19 protein-coding genes are annotated in these 21,993 nt (G+C 65.3%); all 19 read right to left on the bottom strand.

From position 1 onward, the window contains the following. Positions 1–37: 37 nt before the first annotated feature. The 19 genes from E4K65_RS01835 to E4K65_RS01740 all read right to left on the bottom strand — a co-directional run bounded on the left by E4K65_RS01835 (position 38) and on the right by E4K65_RS01740 (position 21,892). The gene (locus tag E4K65_RS01835; protein ID WP_235885478.1) at positions 38–1,291 is read right to left on the bottom strand and encodes an ABC transporter substrate-binding protein; all 1,254 of its coding nucleotides are present in this window, start codon (positions 1,289–1,291) and stop codon (positions 38–40) included. A gap of 611 nt (positions 1,292–1,902) precedes the next feature. Beyond that, positions 1,903–2,853, bottom strand: coding sequence for a sugar-binding transcriptional regulator (locus tag E4K65_RS01830; protein ID WP_135172645.1), 951 nt, complete (start codon positions 2,851–2,853; stop codon positions 1,903–1,905). 8 nt (positions 2,854–2,861) lie between these two features. Further along, positions 2,862–3,524 (bottom strand): HAD family hydrolase, encoded by a 663-nt coding sequence (locus tag E4K65_RS01825; RefSeq protein WP_135172644.1) that lies wholly within the window; start codon positions 3,522–3,524, stop codon positions 2,862–2,864. 316 nt (positions 3,525–3,840) lie between these two features. Beyond that, complete coding sequence (gene mmsB, locus E4K65_RS01820; protein WP_135172643.1) at positions 3,841–5,031, bottom strand: multiple monosaccharide ABC transporter permease; 1,191 nt, start codon at positions 5,029–5,031, stop codon at positions 3,841–3,843. Beyond that, the gene (gene mmsA / locus E4K65_RS01815; protein WP_135172642.1) at positions 5,028–6,605 is read right to left on the bottom strand and encodes a multiple monosaccharide ABC transporter ATP-binding protein; all 1,578 of its coding nucleotides are present in this window, start codon (positions 6,603–6,605) and stop codon (positions 5,028–5,030) included. Before mmsA ends, mmsB begins: the two co-directional genes overlap by 4 nt. Positions 6,606–6,776: 171 nt before the next feature. Then, complete coding sequence (gene chvE / locus E4K65_RS01810; RefSeq protein WP_135172641.1) at positions 6,777–7,850, bottom strand: multiple monosaccharide ABC transporter substrate-binding protein; 1,074 nt, start codon at positions 7,848–7,850, stop codon at positions 6,777–6,779. A 70-nt stretch (positions 7,851–7,920) separates the two neighbouring features. Then, on the bottom strand, positions 7,921–8,799 hold the full coding sequence (locus tag E4K65_RS01805; RefSeq protein WP_167770530.1) for an SMP-30/gluconolactonase/LRE family protein: 879 nt from the start codon (positions 8,797–8,799) through the stop codon (positions 7,921–7,923). Continuing rightward, positions 8,799–9,875, bottom strand: coding sequence for an aldose epimerase family protein (locus E4K65_RS01800; protein ID WP_135172639.1), 1,077 nt, complete (start codon positions 9,873–9,875; stop codon positions 8,799–8,801). The genes E4K65_RS01805 and E4K65_RS01800 overlap by 1 nt, the downstream gene beginning before the upstream one ends. Positions 9,876–9,877: 2 nt before the next feature. After that, complete coding sequence (locus E4K65_RS01795; protein WP_135172638.1) at positions 9,878–10,804, bottom strand: Gfo/Idh/MocA family protein; 927 nt, start codon at positions 10,802–10,804, stop codon at positions 9,878–9,880. A 2-nt stretch (positions 10,805–10,806) separates the two neighbouring features. After that, a complete protein-coding gene (locus tag E4K65_RS01790; protein ID WP_135172637.1) occupies positions 10,807–11,577 on the bottom strand; it encodes a FadR/GntR family transcriptional regulator in 771 nt (256 codons plus the stop codon). Further along, positions 11,574–12,554, bottom strand: coding sequence for a galactofuranose ABC transporter, permease protein YjfF (gene yjfF / locus E4K65_RS01785; protein WP_135172636.1), 981 nt, complete (start codon positions 12,552–12,554; stop codon positions 11,574–11,576). The genes E4K65_RS01790 and yjfF overlap by 4 nt, the downstream gene beginning before the upstream one ends. Beyond that, on the bottom strand, positions 12,551–13,543 hold the full coding sequence (locus tag E4K65_RS01780; RefSeq protein ID WP_092188809.1) for an ABC transporter permease: 993 nt from the start codon (positions 13,541–13,543) through the stop codon (positions 12,551–12,553). The genes yjfF and E4K65_RS01780 overlap by 4 nt, the downstream gene beginning before the upstream one ends. Continuing rightward, entirely contained in the window at positions 13,540–15,084 is a 1,545-nt protein-coding gene (locus E4K65_RS01775) for a sugar ABC transporter ATP-binding protein (protein WP_167770447.1), read from the bottom strand. The genes E4K65_RS01780 and E4K65_RS01775 overlap by 4 nt, the downstream gene beginning before the upstream one ends. A 117-nt stretch (positions 15,085–15,201) precedes the next feature. Further along, the gene (gene ytfQ / locus E4K65_RS01770) at positions 15,202–16,167 is read right to left on the bottom strand and encodes a galactofuranose ABC transporter, galactofuranose-binding protein YtfQ (protein ID WP_135172634.1); all 966 of its coding nucleotides are present in this window, start codon (positions 16,165–16,167) and stop codon (positions 15,202–15,204) included. A gap of 556 nt (positions 16,168–16,723) precedes the next feature. Continuing rightward, a complete protein-coding gene (locus tag E4K65_RS01760) occupies positions 16,724–17,896 on the bottom strand; it encodes a fumarylacetoacetate hydrolase family protein (RefSeq protein ID WP_135172632.1) in 1,173 nt (390 codons plus the stop codon). Between the two features lie 132 nt (positions 17,897–18,028). Further along, complete coding sequence (locus E4K65_RS01755) at positions 18,029–19,006, bottom strand: HEAT repeat domain-containing protein (RefSeq protein WP_167770446.1); 978 nt, start codon at positions 19,004–19,006, stop codon at positions 18,029–18,031. Between the two features lie 2 nt (positions 19,007–19,008). Beyond that, positions 19,009–19,242, bottom strand: coding sequence for a 4Fe-4S dicluster domain-containing protein (locus tag E4K65_RS01750; protein WP_011085981.1), 234 nt, complete (start codon positions 19,240–19,242; stop codon positions 19,009–19,011). 31 nt (positions 19,243–19,273) lie between these two features. Next, the gene (locus E4K65_RS01745) at positions 19,274–21,016 is read right to left on the bottom strand and encodes a fumarate reductase/succinate dehydrogenase flavoprotein subunit (protein ID WP_167770445.1); all 1,743 of its coding nucleotides are present in this window, start codon (positions 21,014–21,016) and stop codon (positions 19,274–19,276) included. Between the two features lie 102 nt (positions 21,017–21,118). Further along, on the bottom strand, positions 21,119–21,892 hold the full coding sequence (locus E4K65_RS01740) for a ferredoxin--NADP reductase (protein WP_135172629.1): 774 nt from the start codon (positions 21,890–21,892) through the stop codon (positions 21,119–21,121). Between the last annotated feature and the right edge of the window lie 101 nt (positions 21,893–21,993).

Genomic DNA, 21,993 nt, shown 5'->3' with positions numbered 1-21,993 from the left:
TGGCCGCCAGTTTGAGCTCAGGAGGGAGAGCTCGGGTTCACTTGATGTAGCCGGCGCGCTTCATCTCGCGCTCGGTCACGGATTGCGCCCCGGCGAGCGCGGCATCGACCGTCATCGATCCCGCAAGCGCGGCCGAGAACTGCTGGCCGACCTGCGTGCCGATGCCCTGGAATTCGGGGATCGCGGCATACTGCACGCCGACGTAAGGCACCGGCTTCACCGTCGGCTTGTTCGGATCGGCGGCGTCGATCGAGGCCAGCGTCAGCTTCGCGAACGGCGCGACCTTCAGATATTCAGGGTTCTGGTAGAGCGAGGTGCGCGTGCCTGGCGGCACATTGGCCCAGCCCTCCTTCGCCGCCACGATCTTGGTGTAGTCTTTGCTGGTCGCCCAGGCGATGAACTTCTCGGCGACGTCCGACTTCTTCGAGCCGGCAGGGATCGCGAGACTCCACGCCCACAGCCAGTTGGCGTTCTTGCCGAGCCCGGTGTTGGGCGCCAGCGCGAAGCCGACCTTGTCGGCGACCCTGGACTCCTTGGGATTGGTGACGAAGGACGCCGCGACCGTCGCGTCGATCCACATTGCGCATTTGCCGGCGTTGAACAGCGCCAGGTTCTCGTTGAAGCCGTTGGAGCTTGCGCCGGGAGGGCCAGCTTCCTTCATCACATTGACGTAGGTCGTCAGCGTCGTCTTCCATTCCGGCGTGTTGAACTGCGGCTCCCACTTCTCGTCGAACCAGCGCGCGCCGTAGGAATTGGCCATCGCCGAGAGGAACGCCATGTTTTCGCCCCAGCCGGCCTTGCCGCGCAGGCAGATGCCGTAGGTGCCGGCGCTCTTGTCGGTGAGCTTCTTGGCCGCGTCGATCACGAAATCCCAGGTCGGGTTTTCCGGCATCTTCAGGCCGGCCTTGTCGAACAGGTCGGTGCGGTACATCACCATCGAACTCTCGCCGTAGAAGGGCGCGGCGTAGAGCTTGCCGTCGACGGAGACCGCATCCTTGATCTTGGGCAGGAGGTCGGCGACGTCGTAGTCCGCGCCGAGATTGGCGAGCGGCACCAGCCAGCCCTTCTTGGCCCAGATCGGCACCTCGTAGGTGCCGATGGTCAGCACGTCGAACTGGCCGCCCTTGGTGGCGATGTCGGTGGTGACGCGCTGGCGCAGCACGTTCTCCTCCAGCGTCACCCATTTCACGGTGATGTCTGGATTCTGCTTGGTGAATTCACCGGTCAACCCCTGCATGCGGATCATGTCGCCGTTGTTCACGGTGGCGATCGTCAGGGTGGTTTCGGCCATCGCGGGGACGGCCAGCAGCACGGACGCGCCGCAAACGGCGCCGAGGACGTATTTCACGGTGACCTCCCTCAAACTCGCGTTTTGAGCATATGCTCACGCGTTGGGCGTATGTTCACCTCACGGACGTAGGATTGTCAAGCAGGCGCGCGGGCGTTTTGGCAACTTATGAGTGCTGCGGTGCGGGAGGGAGTGAGGATGGAGGTGTAGCCTCACCCACGCTGTCATGCCCCGCGAAGGCGGGGCATCCAGTACTCCGTGACGTCTATTGGTTTGCCTCAAGCGTGGCCGCGGCGTACTGGATCGTCCGCCTTCGCGGACGATGACAGCGGCGCGAGCAGCGAAATCCCGCGCCTCAGCGCTCCAGCGCCGACCGAGGCGCCGATGGTCGTGGCCTTCGCCGGCACTTCCGGCGGAATGCTGGTGAGGCGCCGAGCTATCGCCCACACTCAGCGTCATGCCCCGCGCAGGCGGGGCATCCAGTACGCCGTGTCGTCTATTGGTTTGCCCCAAGCGTGGCCGCGGCGTACTGGATCGTCCGCCTTCGCGGACGATGACACCGATGTGGGTGGAGAGACCATTCGCCTCGCTGACGCTGGAAGCGCTACCCCGCCTCAGCGCTCCAAAATCGCCCTTGCCGTCGCCTCGTCCGTGATCAGGCCGTTGATCAGGCCTCCGCTCAACGCCGCCGTGATCGCCGGGACCTTGGCGGCGCCGACCGCGGCGCCGATGGTCGTGGTCTTGGCCGGCACTTCCGGGGGAATGCTGGTGAGGCGCTTGTTGGTGCCGGCCTTGAGCATGCGGCCCTTGGCGTCATAGGCCCAGCCGGTGATCTCGCCGATCGCCCCCAGGCGCATCATCTCGAACAATTCGTCGCGGGTGACGAAGCCGTCGACATGGACCTGCGCCTTCTGGTCCATCTGGCCGATGCCGACGAGGCGTAAATCGGCCTTGGCCGCGACCGCCTTCACCTTCGCGATCGGCTCGATGCGCACCATCTTGTTGCGTTCGTCCTCCGACGACATCAGGAACGGCAGCGGCATCGGGTAGTGCCGCGCGCCGGTACGGTCGGCGAGCCGGCCGACGGTGTCGTAGAAGCTTGCCGAACCGTCGGCGGAGATGTTGCCGACCAGCGAGACGATCTGGTGATTGGGCCGGTCGATCGGCGTGACGCGCTCGACCGCGGCGCGCACCGCCCGTCCCGTGCCGAGCGCGACGATGACGGGGGTCTCCGAGCGCAGCGTGGAGTCGAGCAGGTTGGCGCAGCGCTCGGCAATACCGGCGGTCGCCTGCGGCGCGGCGGGATCTTCCGGCACCACCTCGCAATGGACGAGATCGAACCGCTGCTTCAGGCGCGCCGCCAATTCCATGCAGGCGGCGATGGGATGTTCGAGCCTGAAGGTGATGAGACGCTCGGCAAGGCAGAGCGAGACCAGCCGCTGCGCCGAGGCGCGCGAGACCTGGAGCATCTTCGCGATCTCGTCCTGGGTGTGGCCGGCGATGAAATAGAGCCAGCCGGCCCGCGCGGCGTCGTCGAGTCTCGATTTGTCGTTCTCGGCGGCCATGGCTGAAATCACGCCTCCCAGAAATCGCTCATGCGCGAGAAGACCCGATCGGCCCCGGCGGCGGACAATATAGCGCGGCCGCCGCGGGCGCGATAATGGCTGCCGCCGACAAATCCCCAGACGGTCATGCCGGCCGCCTTGCCCGCCTGCACGCCGCTGACGCTGTCCTCGATCACCAGCGCGCGCGGGGGCTCCGCGCCCATCTGCGCCGCCGCGTGGAGGAAGAGATCCGGCGCCGGCTTGCCGTGCCTGACCATCTGCGCAGTGTAGAGCCGCGCGCCGAAATGCGCCCGAAGACCGGTGACATCGAGCGAAAGCGAGACGCGGTCGATGTCGCTGGACGAGGCCACGCAGAACGGCGTGGTGAGTTTGGAGATCACCGCCCCGACCCCGGGGATCGGCTCGAGCGAGGCGGCAAACGTCTCCAGCACGCGCGACTTCAGGCGCGGCAGAAAGCCATCCGGCACGACCTGCCCGAGATCACGGTAATGCTGCTCGATCGCCTTGGTGCTGCGTCCGAGAAACAGCTCGAGCGCCTGCTCTTCGCTGAGCGGGAGGCCGAATTCGGCCAGCACCTCGGACAGGCACCGGCAGCTCAATAGCTCGCTGTCGACGAGCACGCCGTCGCAATCGAAGATGATGAGATCGGGTTTCGGCCGACTTTGGTCCATCCGGTCATTCGATCATATACCCATCAAGTGAGCAATAGCTCACCCGAACGGGAAGTCGCGCGGAACAAACGCCGAAGAAACGTCGATGCCGAGCCGGCGCGCTTCCTGAACGGATTTGCGGGTGTCTTCGACAAGATGCATTCAAGCGCGAGGCGTCGAGGGCTTCCGGCGGCGACGCAGTCGCGACTGCCGTAGGGTGGGCAAAGCGGCCGCCGTAGCTCGAAGGTGGACGCGTGCCCACCACTTCTCGCGCGATCGTGGAAAGATGGTGGGCACGGCGCTTACGCGCCTTTGCCCACCCTACGACTACGAAGCGTCACCGCCGCTGGTTATACACGTCGATGCACACGGCCCCCAGCAGCACCAGGCCCTTGATGACCTGCTGATAGTCGATGCCGATGCCGAGGATGGACATGCCGTTGTTCATCACGCCCATGATCATGGCGCCGACCACGGCGCCGCCGACGCGTCCGACACCGCCATAGGCCGAGGCGCCGCCGATGAAGCAGGCGGCGATGACGTCGAGCTCGAAGCCCAAGCCCGCCTTCGGCGTCGCGGTGTTGAGACGCGCGGCGAAGACGAGGCCGGCGAGCGCGGCCAGCACGCCCATGTTGACGAAGGTGAAGAAGGTCAGCCGCTCCGTCTTGATGCCCGACAGGCTTGCAGCTTTCGCGTTGCCGCCGACTGCGTAGACCTGCCGGCCGATCACGGTGCGGCGGGTGACGAAGCCGTAGAGCGCGATCAGCGCGGTCATGATCACCAGCACGTTGGGCAGGCCGCGATGCGAGGCGATCAGATAGGTGAAATAGAGCACGGCGCAGGCCAGCAGGATGCTCTTGCCGAGGAAGAACGCGTAGGGCTCGACCTCGATGCCGTGTAACTGCTCGCGCGACCTTCCCTTGGCGCTGGCATAGACGAGGCCGAGCGCGAGCAAGGCACCGATCAGCATGGAGGTCGGATGCAGCGTGCCGGCCTCGGGCAGGATCTCCGGAATGAAGCCCGAGGACAGTTTCTGGAAGGTCGCCGGAAACGGCCCGAGCGACTGGCCCTGCAACACCGCAAGCGCAAGGCCCTTGAACACCAGCATGCCGGCCAGCGTCACGATGAAGGACGGAATCTTGAAATAGGCCACCCAATAGCCCTGCGCCGCACCGATCGCGGCGCCCAGCAGCAGGCAGGCAATGAAGGCCAGCGTGTAGTCGACCTTCCAGGTCACCATCAGCACGGCGGCCACCGCGCCGACGAAGCCCGCGACCGAACCGACCGAGAGGTCGATATGGCCGGTGACGATCACCAGCAGCATGCCGAGCGCCATGATGACGATGTAGCTGTTCTGAAGCACCAGGTTGGTCAAATTGAGCGGCTGGAGCAGCGTGCCGCCGGTCATGACCTGGAAGAACAGCATGATCGCGATCAGCGACATCAGCATGCCGTAATTGCGCAAATTGTTCTTGATGAAGCTGCCGTGCCGGCGCTCCTCGGGCAGCGAAACCGTCTTGTCGGTCATGGCTGCAATCCTCCCATCTCCGCGGCCTCAGGCACGCCGTTTCCGTTGCTTCTCTGGTTGCGCATGATGGCGCGCATGATCTTCTCCTGCGTCGCCTCGGCGCCCTTGAACTCTCCGACGAAGGCGCCGTCGTTCATGACGCAGATGCGGTCGCAGATGCCGAGCAGCTCGGGCATCTCCGAGGAGATCACCACGACGCCGCGGCCGGCTTCCGCCAGCTCGTTGATGATACAGTAAATCTCGTATTTGGCACCGACGTCGATGCCCCTTGTCGGCTCGTCCAGGATCAGCACCTTGGGGTCGGTCATCAGCCATTTCGACAGGACGACCTTCTGCTGGTTGCCGCCGGAGAGCTGGCCGGTCTCCTGGTAGACGTCGGAGCAGCGGATGCGCATGCGGTTGCGGTAGTCGCTGGCGACCTTCAGCTCGGCGATGTCGTCGATCACCCGGTTAGGCGCGACCTGGTCGAGGCTGGCGAGCGTGATGTTCTTGCGGACGTCGTCGGCGAGGATCAGGCCGAGCTGCTTGCGGTCCTCGGTGACATAGGCAAGGCCCGCGTCGATCGCGGCGGCGACGCTCGACAGCACGATTTCCCGGCCCTCGAGCCGGATCCGGCCGCTGATATCGGTGCCCCAGGAGCGGCCGAACAGGCTCATGGCGAATTCGGTGCGGCCGGCGCCCATCAGCCCGGCAATGCCGACGACCTCGCCGCGCTTCACGCCGAAATCGACGTTTTTGATCACCTGCCGCTCGGGATGGATGGGGTGATAGACCGACCAGTTCTCAACGTTGAGGACCGGCTCGCCGATCTTTGCGCTACGCTCCGGGAAACGGTGAGCCATATCGCGGTTGACCATGCTGCGGATGATGCGGTCTTCCTGGATCGGCTCGGCATGGCAGTCGATGCTGTCGACGGTCCGGCCGTCGCGCAGCACGGTGATGTGGTCGGCGACCTTGGCGACCTCGTTGAGCTTGTGCGAGATCAGGATCGAGCCGATGCCCTGCTCGCGGAACACCATCAGGCGTTCGAGCAGCGCGGCACTGTCGGCCTCGTTCAGGCTCGCGGTCGGCTCGTCCAGGATCAGCATCCGCACCCGCTTGGACAGCGCCTTGGCGATCTCGACCAGCTGCTGCTTGCCGACGCCGAGATCGGTGATCAGCGTGTCCGGCGATTCCCTGAGGCCGACCTGCGCCAGCAGCTCGCGCGTGCGCCGGTACACCTCGTCGCGATCGATCACGCCGAGTTTTGACGGCGGATGTGACAGAAAGATGTTCTCCGCGATCGACATCAGCGGGATCAGCGCAAGTTCTTGATGAATGATGATGATGCCGAGCGCCTCGGAATCGTTGATGTCGCGGAAGTGGCGCTCCTCCCCCTCGAAGATGATGGTGCCCTCGTAGCTGCCGTGCGGATAGACGCCGCTCAGCACCTTCATCAGCGTGGACTTGCCGGCGCCGTTCTCGCCGACGAGCGCGTGGATCTGCCCGGCATGAACCGAGAAGTTGACGTCGCGCAGCGCCTGGACGCCGGCAAAACTCTTGCTGACGTTGCGCATCTCCAGCATGGCGGTCATGGCTTCATATCCCATCCGTTACTTCACCTCGCCCCGCTTGCGGGGAGAGGTCGATCGCGAAGCGATCGGGTGAGGGGGAGTCTCCGCGAGGGCAGCTGTCACCGTCCCCGTGGAGAGCCCCCCTCACCCTGACCCTCTCCCCGCGCGCGGGGAGAGGGGAAAGAGAGAATCCTACTGGAACTGCGCCTTCTTGTAGTAGCCGCTGTCCACCAGGACCTTCTCCCAATTGTCCTTGTAGACCACGACCGGCTTGAGCAGATAGGACGGCACGGTCTTGACGCCGTTCTCGTAGGTCTTGGTGTCGTTGACCGAGACCTGCTTGCCGGCGAGCGCCGCGTCGACCATGTCGGCAGTCACCTTGGCGAGGTCGCGGGTGTCCTTGAAGATGGTCGAATACTGATCGCCGCGCAGCATCGCCTTGATCGAGGGCACCTCGGCGTCCTGGCCCGAGATGACGGGCATCGGCTGGTCAGCACTGCCATAGCCCACGCCCTTCAGCGAGGAGATGATGCCGATCGACAGGCCGTCATAGGGCGACAGCACGGCGTTGACCTTCTTGTTGCCGTAGTAGGCGCTGAGCAGGTTGTCCATGCGGGCCTGCGCGGTGGCGCCGTCCCAGCGCAAGGTCGCGACCTTGTCCATCCCCATCTGGCCGGACACGACGACGAGCTTGCCGCTGTCGATGTACGGCTTCAGCACGCTCATCGCGCCATTATAGAAGAAGTAGGCGTTGTTGTCGTCCGGCGAGCCGCCGAACAGCTCGATGTTGAACGGACCCTTGCCGTCCTTGAGGCCGAGGCCCTGCACGAGCGACTCCGCCTGGAGCACGCCGACCTGGAAATTGTCGAAGGTCGCGTAGTAGTCGACGTTCGGCGTGCCGCGGATCAGGCGGTCATAGGCGATCACAGTGATGCCCTTGGCCTTGGCCTGCTTGAGCACGTCGGACAGCGTGGTGCCGTCGATCGCGGCGATCACAAGCGCCTTCGCACCCTTGGTCACCATGTTCTCGACCTGCGAGAGCTGGTTCGGAATGTCGTCCTCGGCGTATTGCAGGTCGGTGTTGTAGCCGCGCTCCTTCAGCACCTTGACCATGTTGTTGCCGTCGTCGATCCAGCGCGCCGACGATTTGGTCGGCATGGCGATGCCGACGGTCGCCTTGTCCTGCGCTGAGGCGGGAACGCCTGCGGCCATCGTCGCAGCGCCGGCCAGCGCCAGCGCGAGGATTGTCGTCTTCAGTTTCAGCATGCTTCACTCCCTTAGGTGTCAGACTGTTTCTTCGGTCGTAGCGAACGTCGGTCGAGTGCCTGGGGTCCTCCTATGCGAGCTTGACGTCGGGCTCCGCGCGACCATGCGCGGAGGCCTTCAGCAGAAAGGTGCAGCCGGCTTGCGGATCGGCGGCGCGCGCCGCCGCATCCATATCCTGCCAGGCCGAGGTGACGAGGAGACGCGACAAGTCGGGGCCGACGAAGGCCGGGCAACTCGCCTGCTTGGCCGGCACGCTCAGTGAGCGCAGCCGCTCGCCCTGCGGGCTGTAGACGTCGATACGGCTCGCGCCCCAGCACGCATTCCAGATCTGCCCGTCGGCGTCGCACACCGAGCCGTCGAGACCGCCGATGCCGGTGTGGCGGAGCAGCACCTCCGGCTCGCCGCGCGGCAGGCCGGTGGCGGGATTGAGCGGCACCGCATAGAGCACCGCGCGCGCGGTGTCGGTGAAGTAGCCGGTCGCGCCATCCGGCGAGAAGCAGATCGAATTGGGAATGCTGATGCCGGGAAACAGCGTCGAGATCTTGCCGCGGTGAAGCGCGTAGATCGCGCCCGCCCCCCGCTCGGCCTTCTTGCCCATGGTGCCGATCCAGAACGTGCCGGACTGGTGCACGCGGCAATCATTGGAGCGCGTCGTGGGATTGTCCGCTTCGAGCGGACAGAACAGCGTCATCGCGCCGTCGGCGAGACTGCGGATGTAGAGGCCATCCTCCGCGACGACCAGCTGCCGCTCGGCATCGATGCGTCCGAGCGCGCTCGCCATCCGGCCGAGCCCGTGGACGCGGATCGCGCCACTGCCGAGATGCGCCTCGAACAGGCGTCCTTCGCGGATGTCGAACCACCAGGCGGTATCGGTGGTCAGATCATAGGTCGGCCCTTCGCCGAGATGACACTGCTCGGCGGAGAGAACGGTGGTCGGCACTTCTTCCATCATGACGCCCTCGCTGCAAAGCGATAGACGGTGTGATGCCGGTAGATTCCGCCGGGATCGAGACGCGGGCTCGGAAAATCCGGCCGGTTCGGCGCATCAGGCCAGATATGCGGCTCCAGGCACATGGCGTCCGATTGCCGGATCAGCTTGCCGCCCTTGCCCGAGATCGTGCCGTCGAGATAGTTGCCGGAATAGACCTGGATGCCGGGCTGATTGGTGAACAGCTCCATGATGCGTCCCGAAAGCGGGGCTTCCAGCCGCGCCGCGAGCGCGAGCTTGCCGTCGCGGCCGAGGCAGTAAGTGTGGTCATAGCCCCTGCCGCTCTGCAATTGCTGATCGTTTTCGCGGATGCGTTCGCCCACGGTATGCGGGCTGCGGAAGTCGAACGGCGTGCCGGCCACCGTGCGCGGCGGCTCCGGCAGCGGAATGGCGGTGGGATCGATCGCGAGGAAATGCTCGGCAGCGACCGTCAGCCTGTGGTCGAGGATAGGCGCGCCCGATGTCGCGCCCTCCAGATTGAAGAAACTGTGGTTGGTCAAATTGACGATGGTCGGACGGTCCGTCCGCGCCTCCATCATCAGCGACAGCTCGGCCGGGCCGGTGACGCGATAGGTCAGGCGCACATCGAGGCGGCCCGGATAGTTCTCCTCGCCGTGGGGGCTCGTATAGGTGAGCGTCACCGCGGGCTCGGCGCCCTCGTCGATCCCGGCGATCTCCCAGAGCTTGCGGTCGAAGCCGTCGAGGCCGCCATGCAGCGCATTCGGGCCATTGTTGACGGGGAGCTGCACCGTCTCGCCATCGAGCGAGAACCGTCCCTTGGCGATACGGTTGGCGTAGCGGCCGACGGTGGCGCCCAGGAATTTACGTTCGGCGAGATAGCCGGCGAAGGCGTCATGGCCGAGCACGACGTCGTCATAGCCGCCTTTGGCGTCCGGCGCGATCAGCGCCTGGATCACCGCGCCATGGGTGATGATGCGGGCCTCAAAGCCACCCTCCCCGCGCAGCACGATGCGCTCGACATTGCGGCCGTCCGGCAGCTTTCCGAAAACGTCTTTTGTGATCTTCGAGCCAGCCATGTTCAGTCCACAAAAGGTTCGACGATCGTGCGCCTGCCGAGCAGGAAGGCGTCGGCGACGAGACGCAGCGGCGCCAGATCGACATCGCTTGCGCCGGTCGCCGCAAGCGCGACAAAGCGCCGGTACAGCTCGCAATATTCCTGATCGGGCGCCTCGGCAATGGCCTTGCCGTCGACAGCCATCCGACGCCCGCCGCCGGACAAGGTCATCCGGCCCTGGTCGGTTTCCACGACGATATCCCAGCTCTGCGGCCCGGTCTGGCGGAAATCGAATTCGGCGGTGATGGGCAGGCCGTTGATGTCGGTCAGGTTCAGGTTCGCGGCAATCGGCGCCTGGCAGTTGGCGGGGAAGGCAAGGTCTGCCGCGGTGACGAACACCGGCTTCGGCAGGATGCGGGTCAGGATCGACAGCGCATTGATGCCGGGATCGAACACGCCGAGCCCGCCCGGCTCCCAGATCCAGGCCTGGCCGGGATGCCAGACGCGGACGTCTTCCTTCCAGTTGATGTGCACGGACTTGATCCGGCGCGTCGCCAGCCATTCGCGGGCCGGCTCGACCGCCGGCGCATGGCGAGAATGCCAGGTCGCAAACAGCGTGCACTTGGCATCGACCGCCATGGCAATCAGCGGGTCCAGCTCGGCAACGCCGGTGCCCGGCGGCTTTTCCAGCATGACGTGCTTGCCGGCGGCGAGCGCTGCGGCGGCCTGGGCGCGCCGCACCTGCGGCGGCGTGCAGAGCGAGACCGCGTCGATCACCGGGCCCTTCTCCAGCAGCTCCTCGATGGTCGAAAAATGCGGCAGCTCCGGCAGCGAGGCATTGCGGCTGGCAACGGCCGCGAGCGTCGCGCCCGGTACCGCTGCGATCGCGCCGACATGCTGGTCGCGCGCGATCTTGCCGAAGCCGACGATGGCGATGCGAAGGTCGGTCACGCTTATTCTCCAGTATCCGCTGATGGCAGCGCATCGGCCGGGGCGGTCTCGATCACCGTACCCTCGTGGCGGTGCATGCCGTTGTGAATGACATAGATCATGGCCTCCGATGCCGCCTCGGCATCGCCGGCCTCGATCGCGTCGACGATCTTCTGATGCCAGAGCAGCACGGTGTCGCGGTCCTCCGGCTCGACCGGCGCGCTGAGCAGAAAGGAGGCGCGAAGTGCGGCCTCGATGACATGCCCGATCGAGCGCATGAACAGATTGCCGGAGGCCCGCGCCACGGCAACGTGGAGCGCGAGGTCGGCATCGGCAAAGCCCACCGAGTCGGAGGCTTCACGGCGCATGCTCTCCATGCTGCGCCGGAGCTCGACGACGTCCTCCTCGGACCGCTGCTTCGCTGCGAGCTCGGCCGCGCGCGGCTCGACCGCAAGACGGATCTCGGCGAGGTCGTTGAGGAAACGCTTGTCGATGCCGGCGTCGAGATGCCAGGCCAGCACGTCGGCGTCGAACATGTTCCAGGCCGCGCGCTCGCGCACGACGGTGCCGACCCGCGCCTTGGTGGTGAGCAGGCCCTTGGCCACCAGCGTCTTCACGCTCTCCCGCAGCACCGGCCGCGACACGCCGAACATCGCGATCATCTCGGCATCACCCGGCAGGCGTGTCCCCTCCGCGTAACGGCCGGCGATGATGTCGACGCCGATCGAGCGGGCCACTTCCGCGTGGTTGGAGTGAGCCCGGCGCGTCGGGATGACGACGATGCGCGAGGTCATGTGGCAGCTCCCGCACTCTTGGCCACGGGCCGGCGCGCGAGCGCGACCAGCCCCTGCTGCAAGGCAATGAAGGCGAACAGCAATACGCCGGTCGCAATCTTGGTCCACCAGCTCGACAGCGTGCCGTCGAAATTGATGTAGGTCTGGATCAGGCCCTGGATAAGCACGCCGAGGAAGGTGCCGATCACAGAGCCCTGCCCGCCCGTGAGCAACGTGCCGCCGATCACGACGGCCGCGATGGTGTCGAGCTCGACGCCGACGGCGGAGAGCGAGTAGCCGGCACTGGTGTAGAACGAGAACACGATGCCGGCGATTCCCGCGAGCAGACTCGACAGCATGTAGATCTTCACCGTCATCTTGCCCACCGCAACACCCATCAGGCTCGCGGTCGTCCGGCTGCCGCCGAGTGCATAGACATTGGCACCGAACCGGGTGAGATGCAGCAGCAAGGCGCCGCCGACCACGATCACGAGCATGATGATCGCAATCGCCGTCAGACGTCCGCCACCGGGCATTCGCAGCGCGAAGTCGGACACGGTGGAATAGACCGGCGCGGTGATCGGCACCGATTCCGTCGAGAGCAGGAAGCTCGCGCCGCGGGCCAGGAACATCCCTGCCAGCGTCACGATGAACGGCGGAAGGTCGAAGACATGGATGACCGCGCCCATCGCGGCGCCGAACGCCGCCGAAAGCGCGAGGATGGCGACGAAGGCGACCAGCGGCGGCACGCCCCAGCGCTCGATCGCCAGCGCGACGAAGACGGTGGTGAAGCCGATCACCGAGCCGACCGACAGGTCGATGCCGCCGGAGATGATGACGAAGGTCATCCCGGTCGCGACGATGCCGAGGAAGGCGTTGTCGGTGAGGAGATTGCCGACCACGCGGGTGGAGGCGATGTTGGGGAATTGCATGGCGCAGAGCGCGAAGCCCGCGACGAGCACGATGGCCGTGATCAGGACGGGCGGCAGGCCTTTCATGCTTTCGTCCTCCGCAGCCGCGCAGCGATACCGGCAAGCCCCGAGAATTTCGGAGATTGCAGCAGCAGAACAGCGAGCACAACCACCGCCTTGACCAGCAGGTTGAATTCCGGCGGATAGCCTGACAACAGGATTCCGGTGTTCATGGTCTGGATGATCAGCGCCCCCAGCACCGCGAGCACAAGACTGAAGCGGCCGCCGAACAGTGACGTGCCGCCGATCACCACGGCCAGGATGGCATCGAGCTCGAGCCAGAGGCCGGCATTGTTGGCATCCGCGCCCATGATGTCGGCCGCGGCGATCACGCCGGCCAACGCGGCGCAGACGCCGCACCAGACATAGACCGACAGGATCATCGCCCGGGTGCCGACGCCGGCAAGCTCGCTCGCCCGCGCATTGCCGCCGGTCGCCTCGATCAGGAGCCCGAGCGCGGAGCCGCGCACCACCGCGCCGGTGAGGATCAGCATGCCCAAGGCGATCGCGACCGGCACCGGCAGGCCGAGGATGGCGCCATTGCCGAGCCAGACCAGGTCGGGCGAGGAAAACGTCACGATACGCCCTTCTGTAATGAGCTGGGCGATGCCCCGCCCCGCCACCATCAGGATCAGCGTCGCCACGATCGGCTGCATGCCGAGCACGGCGACGAGAAAGCCGTTCCACAAGCCGCAGACGAGGCCGGCGCCAAGCGCGGCCGCCAGCACGACCGGAAGGCCGTGGCTGTCAGCGAGGCTGGCCGCAATCGCGCCCGAGATCGCCATGATTGCGCCGACCGAGAGGTCGATGCCGCGCGTCGCAATCACCAGCACCATGCCGAGCGAGAGCAGCGCCACCGGCGTGCCGCGGTTGAGCACGTCGATCAGGCTGCCGAACAGACGGCCGTCCTGAAGGCGCAGGTCGAAGAATTGCGGCGACACCACGCGGTCGACCGCGAGGATGACGATCAATGCGAGGATCTGGGCAAGGCCGCGGCGCGGCAGCAGCGCTGTCATGCCCGCCCCTCATGCGCGATGGCGGCGCCGTCGGCCGCGATGGCCGCAAGAATGTTGCCGACATCGATCGCCTCGCCCGCGAGCTCCTCGATATGGGCGCGGTCGCGCAGCACCACGACCCGATCCGAATAGGTCACGATCTCATCCAGCTCCGAGGAGATCACGAGCAGCGAGAGCCCATCGTCACAGAGTTCGCGGATCAGGCGGATGATCTCGGCATGCGCGCCGACGTCGATGCCGCGGGTCGGCTCGTCCAGCACCAGCAGCCGCGGCGAGGTCGCAAGCCAGCGCGCCAGCAGCACCTTTTGCTGGTTGCCGCCGGAGAGCAGGCCCACGGGGCGATCCGGATCGGGTGGACGGATGTCCAGCATCTTGACGTAGCGGCGCGCGATCTCGTCCTGCTCGCGGCGCGACAGCGGGCGATGCAGCCCGCGCTTGGCCTGGAGCGCCAGCACGATGTTCTCGCGCACGCTGAGCTCGGCGACGATGCCGTCGGTCTTGCGTTCCTCCGGGCAATAGCCAAAGCCGTGGCGCACGCCGTCGCGCGGCGAGTGCAGCCGCACGGGCGCGCCCTCCACCTTCGCCTGCCCGCGATCGGCGCGCTCGGCGCCGAACACCAGCCGCGCCGTCTCGGTGCGGCCCGAGCCGAGCAGGCCGGCAAGGCCGACGACCTCGCCATGACGCAGCTCGAGATTGAACGGCGCGACATAGCCGGATTTGCCGTAATTCTCGAAGCTCGCGCATATCTCGCGCGGCTGAGGCTCGCGCGTCGCCGCCCGCACGCTGGTGGTCTCCGCAAGCTCGCGGCCGAGCATCATGCGGATCAATTCGATCCTCGGCAGCGACGCAGTCTCGCGCTCACCGACCAGGCGGCCGTTGCGCAGCACGGTGATGCGGTCGGAGATCTCGTAGACCTGGTCGAGGAAGTGGCTGACGAAGACGATGCCGATGCCGCGCCCCGCAAGCTGGCGCATGATGCCGAAGAGGATCTCGACCTCGTGACGGTCGAGGCTCGCGGTCGGCTCGTCCAGGATCAGCACGCGCGCGGACAGATCGACGGCGCGCGCAATCGCGGTGACGTGCTGCACGGCGACGGAATAGCTGCCGAGCGGCGCTGATACGTCGATGTCGAGGCCGAAGTCGGCGAGCAGCGTCTTGGCGCGGCGGCGCATCTCGCCGTCGCGCACGATGCCGAAGCGCATCGGCTGGCGGTCGAGAAACAGGTTCTGCGCTACCGAGAGGTTCGGCAGCAGATTGACCTCCTGGTAGACGGTGGCGATGCCGGCCTGAAGCGCGGCCTTGGCCGAGCGCGGCGCGACCTCCTCGCCGCCGAGCCGGACGACGCCGGCATCGCGCGGGAATACGCCGGTGACGACCTTGATCAGCGTGGACTTGCCGGCGCCGTTCTCCCCGAGCAGCGCATGGATCTCGCCGGCGCGAAGCGTGAAGTCGACCTCCTGCAACGCACGCACAGCACCGAAGCTCTTGCTGATCCCGCGCACCTCCAGAAGGGGCGAGGCAGGATCGGGGCTGTTCTCCATAGCAACGTCACTCCTACCGGCGCCCGCTGATGACGCGGACACCCAGCCTATTCGTTCGCGCAGCGGTTTCGAAGGGGGGCGCCGGACCACGAGGAGCGGCCCGGCGCGGCACCCGCCTCAATAACCGAGGCCCTTCTTGCTGTCGTAGATCTTCTGCGGATCGTCGGCTGCTGTATAGAGCTTGGACTCGGTCTGGATCCACTTCGGCGGAACGGTGCCCTTGTCCTTGAAGGCCGCGATGGCATCGAGTGCGGGGCCCGCCATGTTCGGCGTCAGCTCGACCGTGGCATTGGCTTCGCCGGCAGCCATGGCCTTGAAGATATCGGGAACCGCATCGATCGAGACGGTGAGGATATCCTTGCCGGGCTTGAGGCCGGCTTCCTTCATCGCCTGGATCGCACCGACCATCATGTCGTCGTTATGCGCATAGACCGCGCAGATCGACTTGCCGCCGCCTTCAGCCTTGATGAAGCTCTCCATCACCTCCTTGCCCTTGGCGCGGGTGAAGTCGCCGGTCTGGCTGCGCACCACCTTCAGGTTCGCATGCTTGGCGATGGCGGTGTCAAAGCCCTTCTTGCGATTGGCGGCGACGCTCGCGCCAACCGTGCCCTGCAATTCGACGATGCTGCAGGCCTTGTTGCCGACGGTCTTGGCCAGCCAGTCGCCGGCGACCTCGCCTTCATGCACGCTGTCTGACGTGACGGCGGTGAGATAGAGCTCCTTGCCGGAGGGATCGATGTCGCGGTCGAGCAGCACGACCGGGATCTTGGCCTCCTTGGCTTCCTTCAGCACCGAGTCCCAGCCGGTCGAGACGACGGGCGCGAGGAAGATCGCATCGACGTTCTGCGCGATGAAGGAGCGGATCGCCTTGATCTGGTTCTCCTGCTTCTGCTGCGCGTCGGCGATCTTGAGATTGACCTTGCGCTTGGTGGCCTCCTGCTTGGAGACCGAGGTCTCGGCCGCGCGCCAGCCGGATTCCGATCCGATCTGCGAGAAGCCGATGGTGAGGTCGGCGGCCTTCGCCGGCAGCGCGAGCAACAACGCGGCGGTAGCGGTGGCCGCAAAGAGGGCTTTAGGGGTCATCAGGCGTGTCTCCCAAGAGTGATCTTGTGTTTATCTCGGGCGCCGATTGGTAGCATGGCACCCCCAAACCGCCCTTTGCGGGCGGCGGAAGGCACTATTTCACAGAAGATTGGTTCCGACTAGTCATATTATCTGACTATTTGGAGCAAACCACACGTTGGCAGGATGGGTGGCTCTATGACACGCCCAGCGCGATTTTGTTCCGGCGATGCAACGAGGAGATGAAGGAAATGATGCGGGGTGTTGCGACAGCGACGGTGCGCTCCCTCGCCCCGTTCTTACGGGGAGAGGGTTGGGGTGAGGGGCTCTCTCCGCGAAGACGGTGACAAATGGACTCGCAACCTCTCCTCCTCGTCATTGCGAGCGCAGCGAAGCAATCCAGAGTCCCTCCGCGGACCGATTCTGGATTGCTTCGCTGCGCTCGCAATGACGATGTGGATAGAGCTTTGCGTCTATCATCCAAATCGACGCGTGGAGAGTCCCCCTCACCCGGAATCCGCGCTTCGCGCGAATTCCGGCCTCTCCCCGCAGGCGGGGAGAGGCGAAGAGCAGCGAGCTAGATCAGCTTCCGCTGCGCGAGGCTCTTCATCAGCGCACCGATGCCGAACGTCCAGGGCTCGCACTCGTCGCTGGTGCGCATGCGATTGACGAGCTTGCCAAGCTGGGGCGCGGCGATCGTGACGATGTCGTCGCGCTTGTGGGTGAACCCCTGCCCCGGCGCATCGCGATCCTTGACCGGCGCGAACATGGTGCCGAGGAACAGCACGAAGCCGTCGGGGTATTGATGGACCTTGCCGATGGTCTGTTCGACGAGGTCGGTCGGATCGCGGCTGATCTTGCTGATCGAGGAATGGCCGTCGAGGACGAAACCGTCCGTCCCCTTCACGTTCAGGCTGATGTCGAGCTTGCGCGCGTCGTCGAGCGAAAAACTCTCGTCGAACAAGCGCAGCAGCGGGCCGATCGCGCAGGACGCATTGTTGTCCTTGGCCTTCGACAGCAGCAGCGCCGAACGCCCCTCGAAGTCGCGCAAATTGACGTCGTTGCCGAGCGAACCGCCAACGATCTTGCCGCGGCTCGAAACGAACAGCACGAGCTCCGGCTCGGGGTTGTTCCAGGTCGACTTCGGATGCAGGCCTGCGTCCATGCCGGTGCCGACCGAGGACAGGGTCGGAGCCTTGGTGAAGACCTCGGCATCGGGGCCAATGCCGACCTCGAGATATTGGCTCCAGGCGTGCTGGTCGATCAGCACCTGCTTCAGATGCATCGCCTGGTCCGAGCCCGGCTTGAGCTTTGACAGATCGTCACCGATCAGCCGCGTCACCTCTTTCCGGATCGCTTCGGCCGAGGCCGGATTGCCCTTGGCCCGCTCCTCGATCACGCGCTCCAGCATCGAGATGGCAAAGGTGACGCCGGCCGCCTTCAGGGTCTGGAGATCGACCGGCGCGAGCAGCCACGGCTTTTTCGGGTCGCGCCCATCGGGGGCCGTATTGGCCACGATGGCCTCGAGTTCGCCGATGCGTTCGCCCTTGGTCGCGGCAAGCGCCTTGGCGGCATTGTCCTCCTCGCAGAGCGCGCTGATGGTCGGGAATTTGGCGGTGACGTCGAAGACGCCATCGCTGCGCACGGCGACAACGGCGGGGCCATTGACCTGCGGCAGCCAGACGCGGCCGACGAGCGTTCCCCGCGTGCCATCCTCGGGGAGAAGGTCTTTGACAGTCAATGTCGTCATGGCCGGCGTCCTCGCTGTTTCTAAGGACCGGCCGCGTTCACGGCAGCCGATCCCATTGGCGAAGACCAATAAACGTCTGGCAGGGGAAGTCCAGACCGGCAGCGAAGGGCCGGTATGCCCCTGCTCGTGCCTCTATGCGCCTGCGCGCGCCTTGCGGGCCGCGATCTGCTGCAGCGCCCAGCGTGCGTTCTTGCGCACATCAGGATCGGCATCGTCGGCGATGACGGCCAGGAACGCCTCGCCGTCGGGATGGGCGATCTCGCCGAGCGCGGCGGCCGCTTCCTTCCGCAAATTGGCCTGGTCATGATTGATGCAATTGCCGATCGGGCGCACCGCACGCTCGATCTTCATCCTGCCGAGGCTGCGGATCGTCTTCAGCCGCACCTGCCAGAATTCGTCGGCAAGGCAGGCGATCAGTTGATCGGCCGCGAGCGAACCATTGACGTTGAGGCCCAGCGTCTCCGCCGCCATCTCGCGCACCATCCAGTCCGCATCCTTCAGCGCGCGCGTGATCGTCTCCGCCGCGGGCTTCAACTGCGAGAACGCCAGCGCGCTGACCGAGGCGCGGCGCACATGCGCGTCGGGATCGTTGATCAGCGCGGTCAGCGCGGGGATGGATTCCTCCAGCTTGAGGAAGCCGATCACACCGATCGCCTGCACGCGCACGGCGGCATCCGCATCCTGGAGCGCTTCCAGCGCCGGCTTCAGCGTGTCCTTGCAGCGCAGCTCCTTCAGCGCGCGCAGCGCGCCCATGCGGACGAAGGCGTGGGCATGCTTGACCAGCGGCAGGATGATCTCGGCACAGGCCGGATCCTTGAACTCGGCCATGCTGTCGGCGGCGGCCGATGCGACGATTCTCTCGGGATCGACCAGCAGCTTGACGAGCGCGCTCGCCGCTTCCGGCCCGTCGAACTCGCCGAGCGCCATCGCCACCTGCTGGCGCACGCCGGCGTCGGGATCTGGGACCATGTTGGCGAGATGGCCGACGGCGGCGGGATCGCCGGAATGGCCGAGCGCGATGATGGCGACACGGCGCTCCGCGGGATCGGCGGCCTGAAGCCGCTCGTCGGCGTCTTCGAGATCGTCGTAGGACTCGAACGGGCTCGACATGATCACCTCAACAGATAGGGAATGTTGACGGTGACGGCGCCGGTCGGGCAATCGGCCTCGCAGGGCATGCAGTACCAGCACTCGTCATAGGCCATGTAGGCCTTGTTGGTCATCTCGCTGATGCGCAGCACGTCGAGCGGGCAGACGTCAACGCAGACGGTGCAGCCCTTGTCCGCAATGCACTTGGCGTCGTCGACGACCACCGGAACCGATGTCTGATAGGAAGCGAGAGGCATTGGATGTCTCCTGTTGCTATGTTCTGGTGGATCAGGCGGAGGCGCGGATGCGCTGCTTGTCGTAGAGGTCCTTCTCGTCGTCGGCGATCGGCACGACGTACGGTTCGACGGCGCGCTTCTCGCTGGTCATCTTGCCGTCCCGCTTGCTCAGCAGCGTGTGGCAGAACCAGTTCTCGTTGTCCTTCTCCGGGAAATCCGTGCGCCAGTGGTAGAGGCCCCAGCGGCTCTCCTCGCGGTAGAGCGAGGCATGTACCGCCATGTCGGCGCAGTCCATGATCGACTGCACCTCGAGGGCGCGCAGCAGCTCGTGCGCGTTGCGCGCGATCATACGCTCCTGCATGTCTTCCCGCGCCTCGGCGAGGCGGCGCATGCCGAGCTCGTATTTGCGCGTGACTTTCGGCGGCTGGAGATAGTCGTTGACGAGACGGCGGGTCTTGTACTCGACCTGGTTCGGCGGAATGCCGTCCTCACGTTTGGTCGGCGCCATCACGCGGTCGCGCTCCAGCGCGACATCGGCGGCGTCGAACTCCGCAAAGTCGTGGCTGTCGGCGAACTCCATCGCATCGATGCCGGCGACCGAGCCGTTGGTGAAGGCGCCGAGCATGTAATTGTGCGGCACGCTCGCCATGTCGCCGGCGGCGTAGAGGCCGGGCACGGTGGTGCGGGCATTGTCGTCGACGAACACGCCGGAGGCGCTGTGGCCGGAGCAGAAGCCGATCTCGGAGATGTGCATCTCGATCGATTCGCTGCGGTAATCGACGCCGCGCCCCTGCTGGAACAGGCCGCGCGTGGGACGCTCGACCTTGTGCAAGGTGGATTCGATCTCCGAGATGGTGTCGGGGTGAAGATGCTTGAGCTGGAGGAACACCGGACCCTTGCCGGACAGAAGTTCGTTGTAGAACTCCAGCATCATCTGGCCGGACCAGTAGTCGCATTCGATGAAGCGCGAACCCTGGTTGTTCGCGGTGAAGGCGCCGAAGGGACCGGCGACGTAGGCGCAGGCCGGGCCGTTATAATCCTTGATCAGCGGGTTGATCTGGTAGCATTCGAGGTTCGCGAGCGCCGCGCCGGCGTGATAGGCCATGGAGTAGCCGTCGCCGGAATTGGCGGCGTTCTCGTAGGTGCCGAACATGTAGCCGGAGGTCGGCAGACCAAGGCGGCCGGCGGCGCCCATGCACAGGATCACGGCCTTGGCCTTGATCACCAGCATCTCGGCGGTGCGGGTGTTGACGCTGATCGCACCGGCAATACGGCCGTCAGACGATTTGAGCAGCCGCGTCGCCATGTAACGGTTGGAGATCAGGATGCGGGCGCGGCGGAGCTGACGGTACAGCGCCTTCTTGACGGTCTCGCCGTTCGGCATCGGCAGAACATAGGTGCCGATATGATGCACCTTCTTGACGGCGTAGTCGCCGTTCTCGTTCTTCAGGAAGCGGATGCCGAAACTGTCGAGCTCTTCGATGATCTTGTAGCAGTTCTGGGCGTATTTATAGACCGCCTTCTGGTCGACGATGCCGTCATTGGCGATGGTGATTTCCTTGGTGTACTGCTCGGGCGTCGCGTAACCGGGGATGACCGCGTTGTTGAGCCCGTCCATGCCCATCGAGATCGCGCCGGAGCGCTTGACGTTGGCCTTCTCGAGCAGGACGACGTTGGCCTTCGGGTTCTTCAGCTTCGCCTTCAGTGCCGCCATCGGGCCGGCCGTGCCGCCGCCGATGACCAGCACATCGCAGGAAACCTCCGAAAGTCCGTCGACGATCTCATCTAGTGCCATCGCTTGCTCCTGGTTCGCCGATAGCCGGCGCCTTTGCATCAGATTTGTTCAGGGGGCTGTCCGGCGATAGCAATTAGTTGTCGCCGGGATGCGATTTGCGCCTCAGCGCTCGACAAAAGCCTTTTCGATCACGAAATGGCCGGGCTGGTTGTGATTGCCCTCGACAAAGCCGCGCGCTGAAAACATCGCAGGGAGTTCCTCCAGCATCGCCGGGCTGCCGCAGAGCATGATGCGGTCGGTCTCGATATCGAGGCCGGATAGCCCGATGTCGTCGAACAGCTGGTTCGAGGCGATCAGATCGGTGATGCGGCCGCGGTTCCGGAACGGCTCGCGGGTCACGGTCGGGTAGTAGACCAGCTTGTCGCGGATCAGGGGACCGAAGAATTCGTGGTTGAGCAGGCCTTCGACGAGGTGCTCGCCATAGGCGAGCTCGGAGACCTGACGGCAGCCATGGGCGAGCACGATGGTCTCGTAATTCTCGTAGACATCAGGGTCCTTGATCAGGCTGGCGAACGGCGCGAGTCCCGTGCCGGTCGAGAGCAGCAAAAGGCGCTTGCCGGGAATGAGGTTGCCGGTGATCAGCGTGCCCGTGGCCTTGCGGCCGACCAGGATGATATCGCCTTCCCTGATCTTCTGGAGGCGCGAGGTCAGCGGGCCGTCCTGCACCTTGATCGAGAAGAACTCGAGCGCCTCCTCGTGATTGGCGCTGGCCATGCTGTAGGCCCGCATCAACGGCTTGCCTTCGACCTCGAGCCCGATCATCGCGAACTGGCCGTTCTGGAAGCGGAAGCCGGGATCGCGCGTCGCGGTGAAGCTGAACAGGTTGTCGGTCCAGTGCCTGACCGACAGAACCGTTTCCTTCTGAAATGCGCTCATGGTCTCTCCTTGGCCATCGATGGCGCCCAAGGTTTCGGAGAGAGCAGAGTCCGGCAATTCGTAAGTGAAATTCCCGGTCGATTAGTTTCACATTTCGCGGG

This window comes from Bradyrhizobium niftali (assembly GCF_004571025.1).
Classification (GTDB): Bacteria; Pseudomonadota; Alphaproteobacteria; order Rhizobiales; family Xanthobacteraceae; genus Bradyrhizobium; species Bradyrhizobium niftali.
Note: the sequence above shows the minus strand (reverse complement) of the source record. Positions and strands in the feature narration are given on the sequence as shown.

Coding starts and splice junctions, on each gene's coding strand:
- E4K65_RS01750 (WP_011085981.1), bottom strand. CDS start 19,242: ATGCCTCTCGCTTCCTATCAGACATCGGTTCCGGTGGTCGTCGACGAC.
- E4K65_RS01780 (WP_092188809.1), bottom strand. CDS start 13,543: ATGACAGCGCTGCTGCCGCGCCGCGGCCTTGCCCAGATCCTCGCATTG.
- mmsB (WP_135172643.1), bottom strand. CDS start 5,031: ATGACCGACAAGACGGTTTCGCTGCCCGAGGAGCGCCGGCACGGCAGC.
- yjfF (WP_135172636.1), bottom strand. CDS start 12,554: ATGAAAGGCCTGCCGCCCGTCCTGATCACGGCCATCGTGCTCGTCGCG.
- ytfQ (WP_135172634.1), bottom strand. CDS start 16,167: ATGACCCCTAAAGCCCTCTTTGCGGCCACCGCTACCGCCGCGTTGTTG.
- E4K65_RS01740 (WP_135172629.1), bottom strand. CDS start 21,892: ATGAGCGCATTTCAGAAGGAAACGGTTCTGTCGGTCAGGCACTGGACC.
- E4K65_RS01790 (WP_135172637.1), bottom strand. CDS start 11,577: ATGACCTCGCGCATCGTCGTCATCCCGACGCGCCGGGCTCACTCCAAC.
- mmsA (WP_135172642.1), bottom strand. CDS start 6,605: ATGACCGCCATGCTGGAGATGCGCAACGTCAGCAAGAGTTTTGCCGGC.
- chvE (WP_135172641.1), bottom strand. CDS start 7,850: ATGCTGAAACTGAAGACGACAATCCTCGCGCTGGCGCTGGCCGGCGCT.
- E4K65_RS01835 (WP_235885478.1), bottom strand. CDS start 1,291: ATGGCCGAAACCACCCTGACGATCGCCACCGTGAACAACGGCGACATG.
- E4K65_RS01825 (WP_135172644.1), bottom strand. CDS start 3,524: ATGGACCAAAGTCGGCCGAAACCCGATCTCATCATCTTCGATTGCGAC.
- E4K65_RS01745 (WP_167770445.1), bottom strand. CDS start 21,016: ATGGCACTAGATGAGATCGTCGACGGACTTTCGGAGGTTTCCTGCGAT.
- E4K65_RS01805 (WP_167770530.1), bottom strand. CDS start 8,799: ATGGAAGAAGTGCCGACCACCGTTCTCTCCGCCGAGCAGTGTCATCTC.
- E4K65_RS01755 (WP_167770446.1), bottom strand. CDS start 19,006: ATGTCGAGCCCGTTCGAGTCCTACGACGATCTCGAAGACGCCGACGAG.
- E4K65_RS01760 (WP_135172632.1), bottom strand. CDS start 17,896: ATGACGACATTGACTGTCAAAGACCTTCTCCCCGAGGATGGCACGCGG.
- E4K65_RS01800 (WP_135172639.1), bottom strand. CDS start 9,875: ATGGCTGGCTCGAAGATCACAAAAGACGTTTTCGGAAAGCTGCCGGAC.
- E4K65_RS01830 (WP_135172645.1), bottom strand. CDS start 2,853: ATGGCCGCCGAGAACGACAAATCGAGACTCGACGACGCCGCGCGGGCC.
- E4K65_RS01775 (WP_167770447.1), bottom strand. CDS start 15,084: ATGGAGAACAGCCCCGATCCTGCCTCGCCCCTTCTGGAGGTGCGCGGG.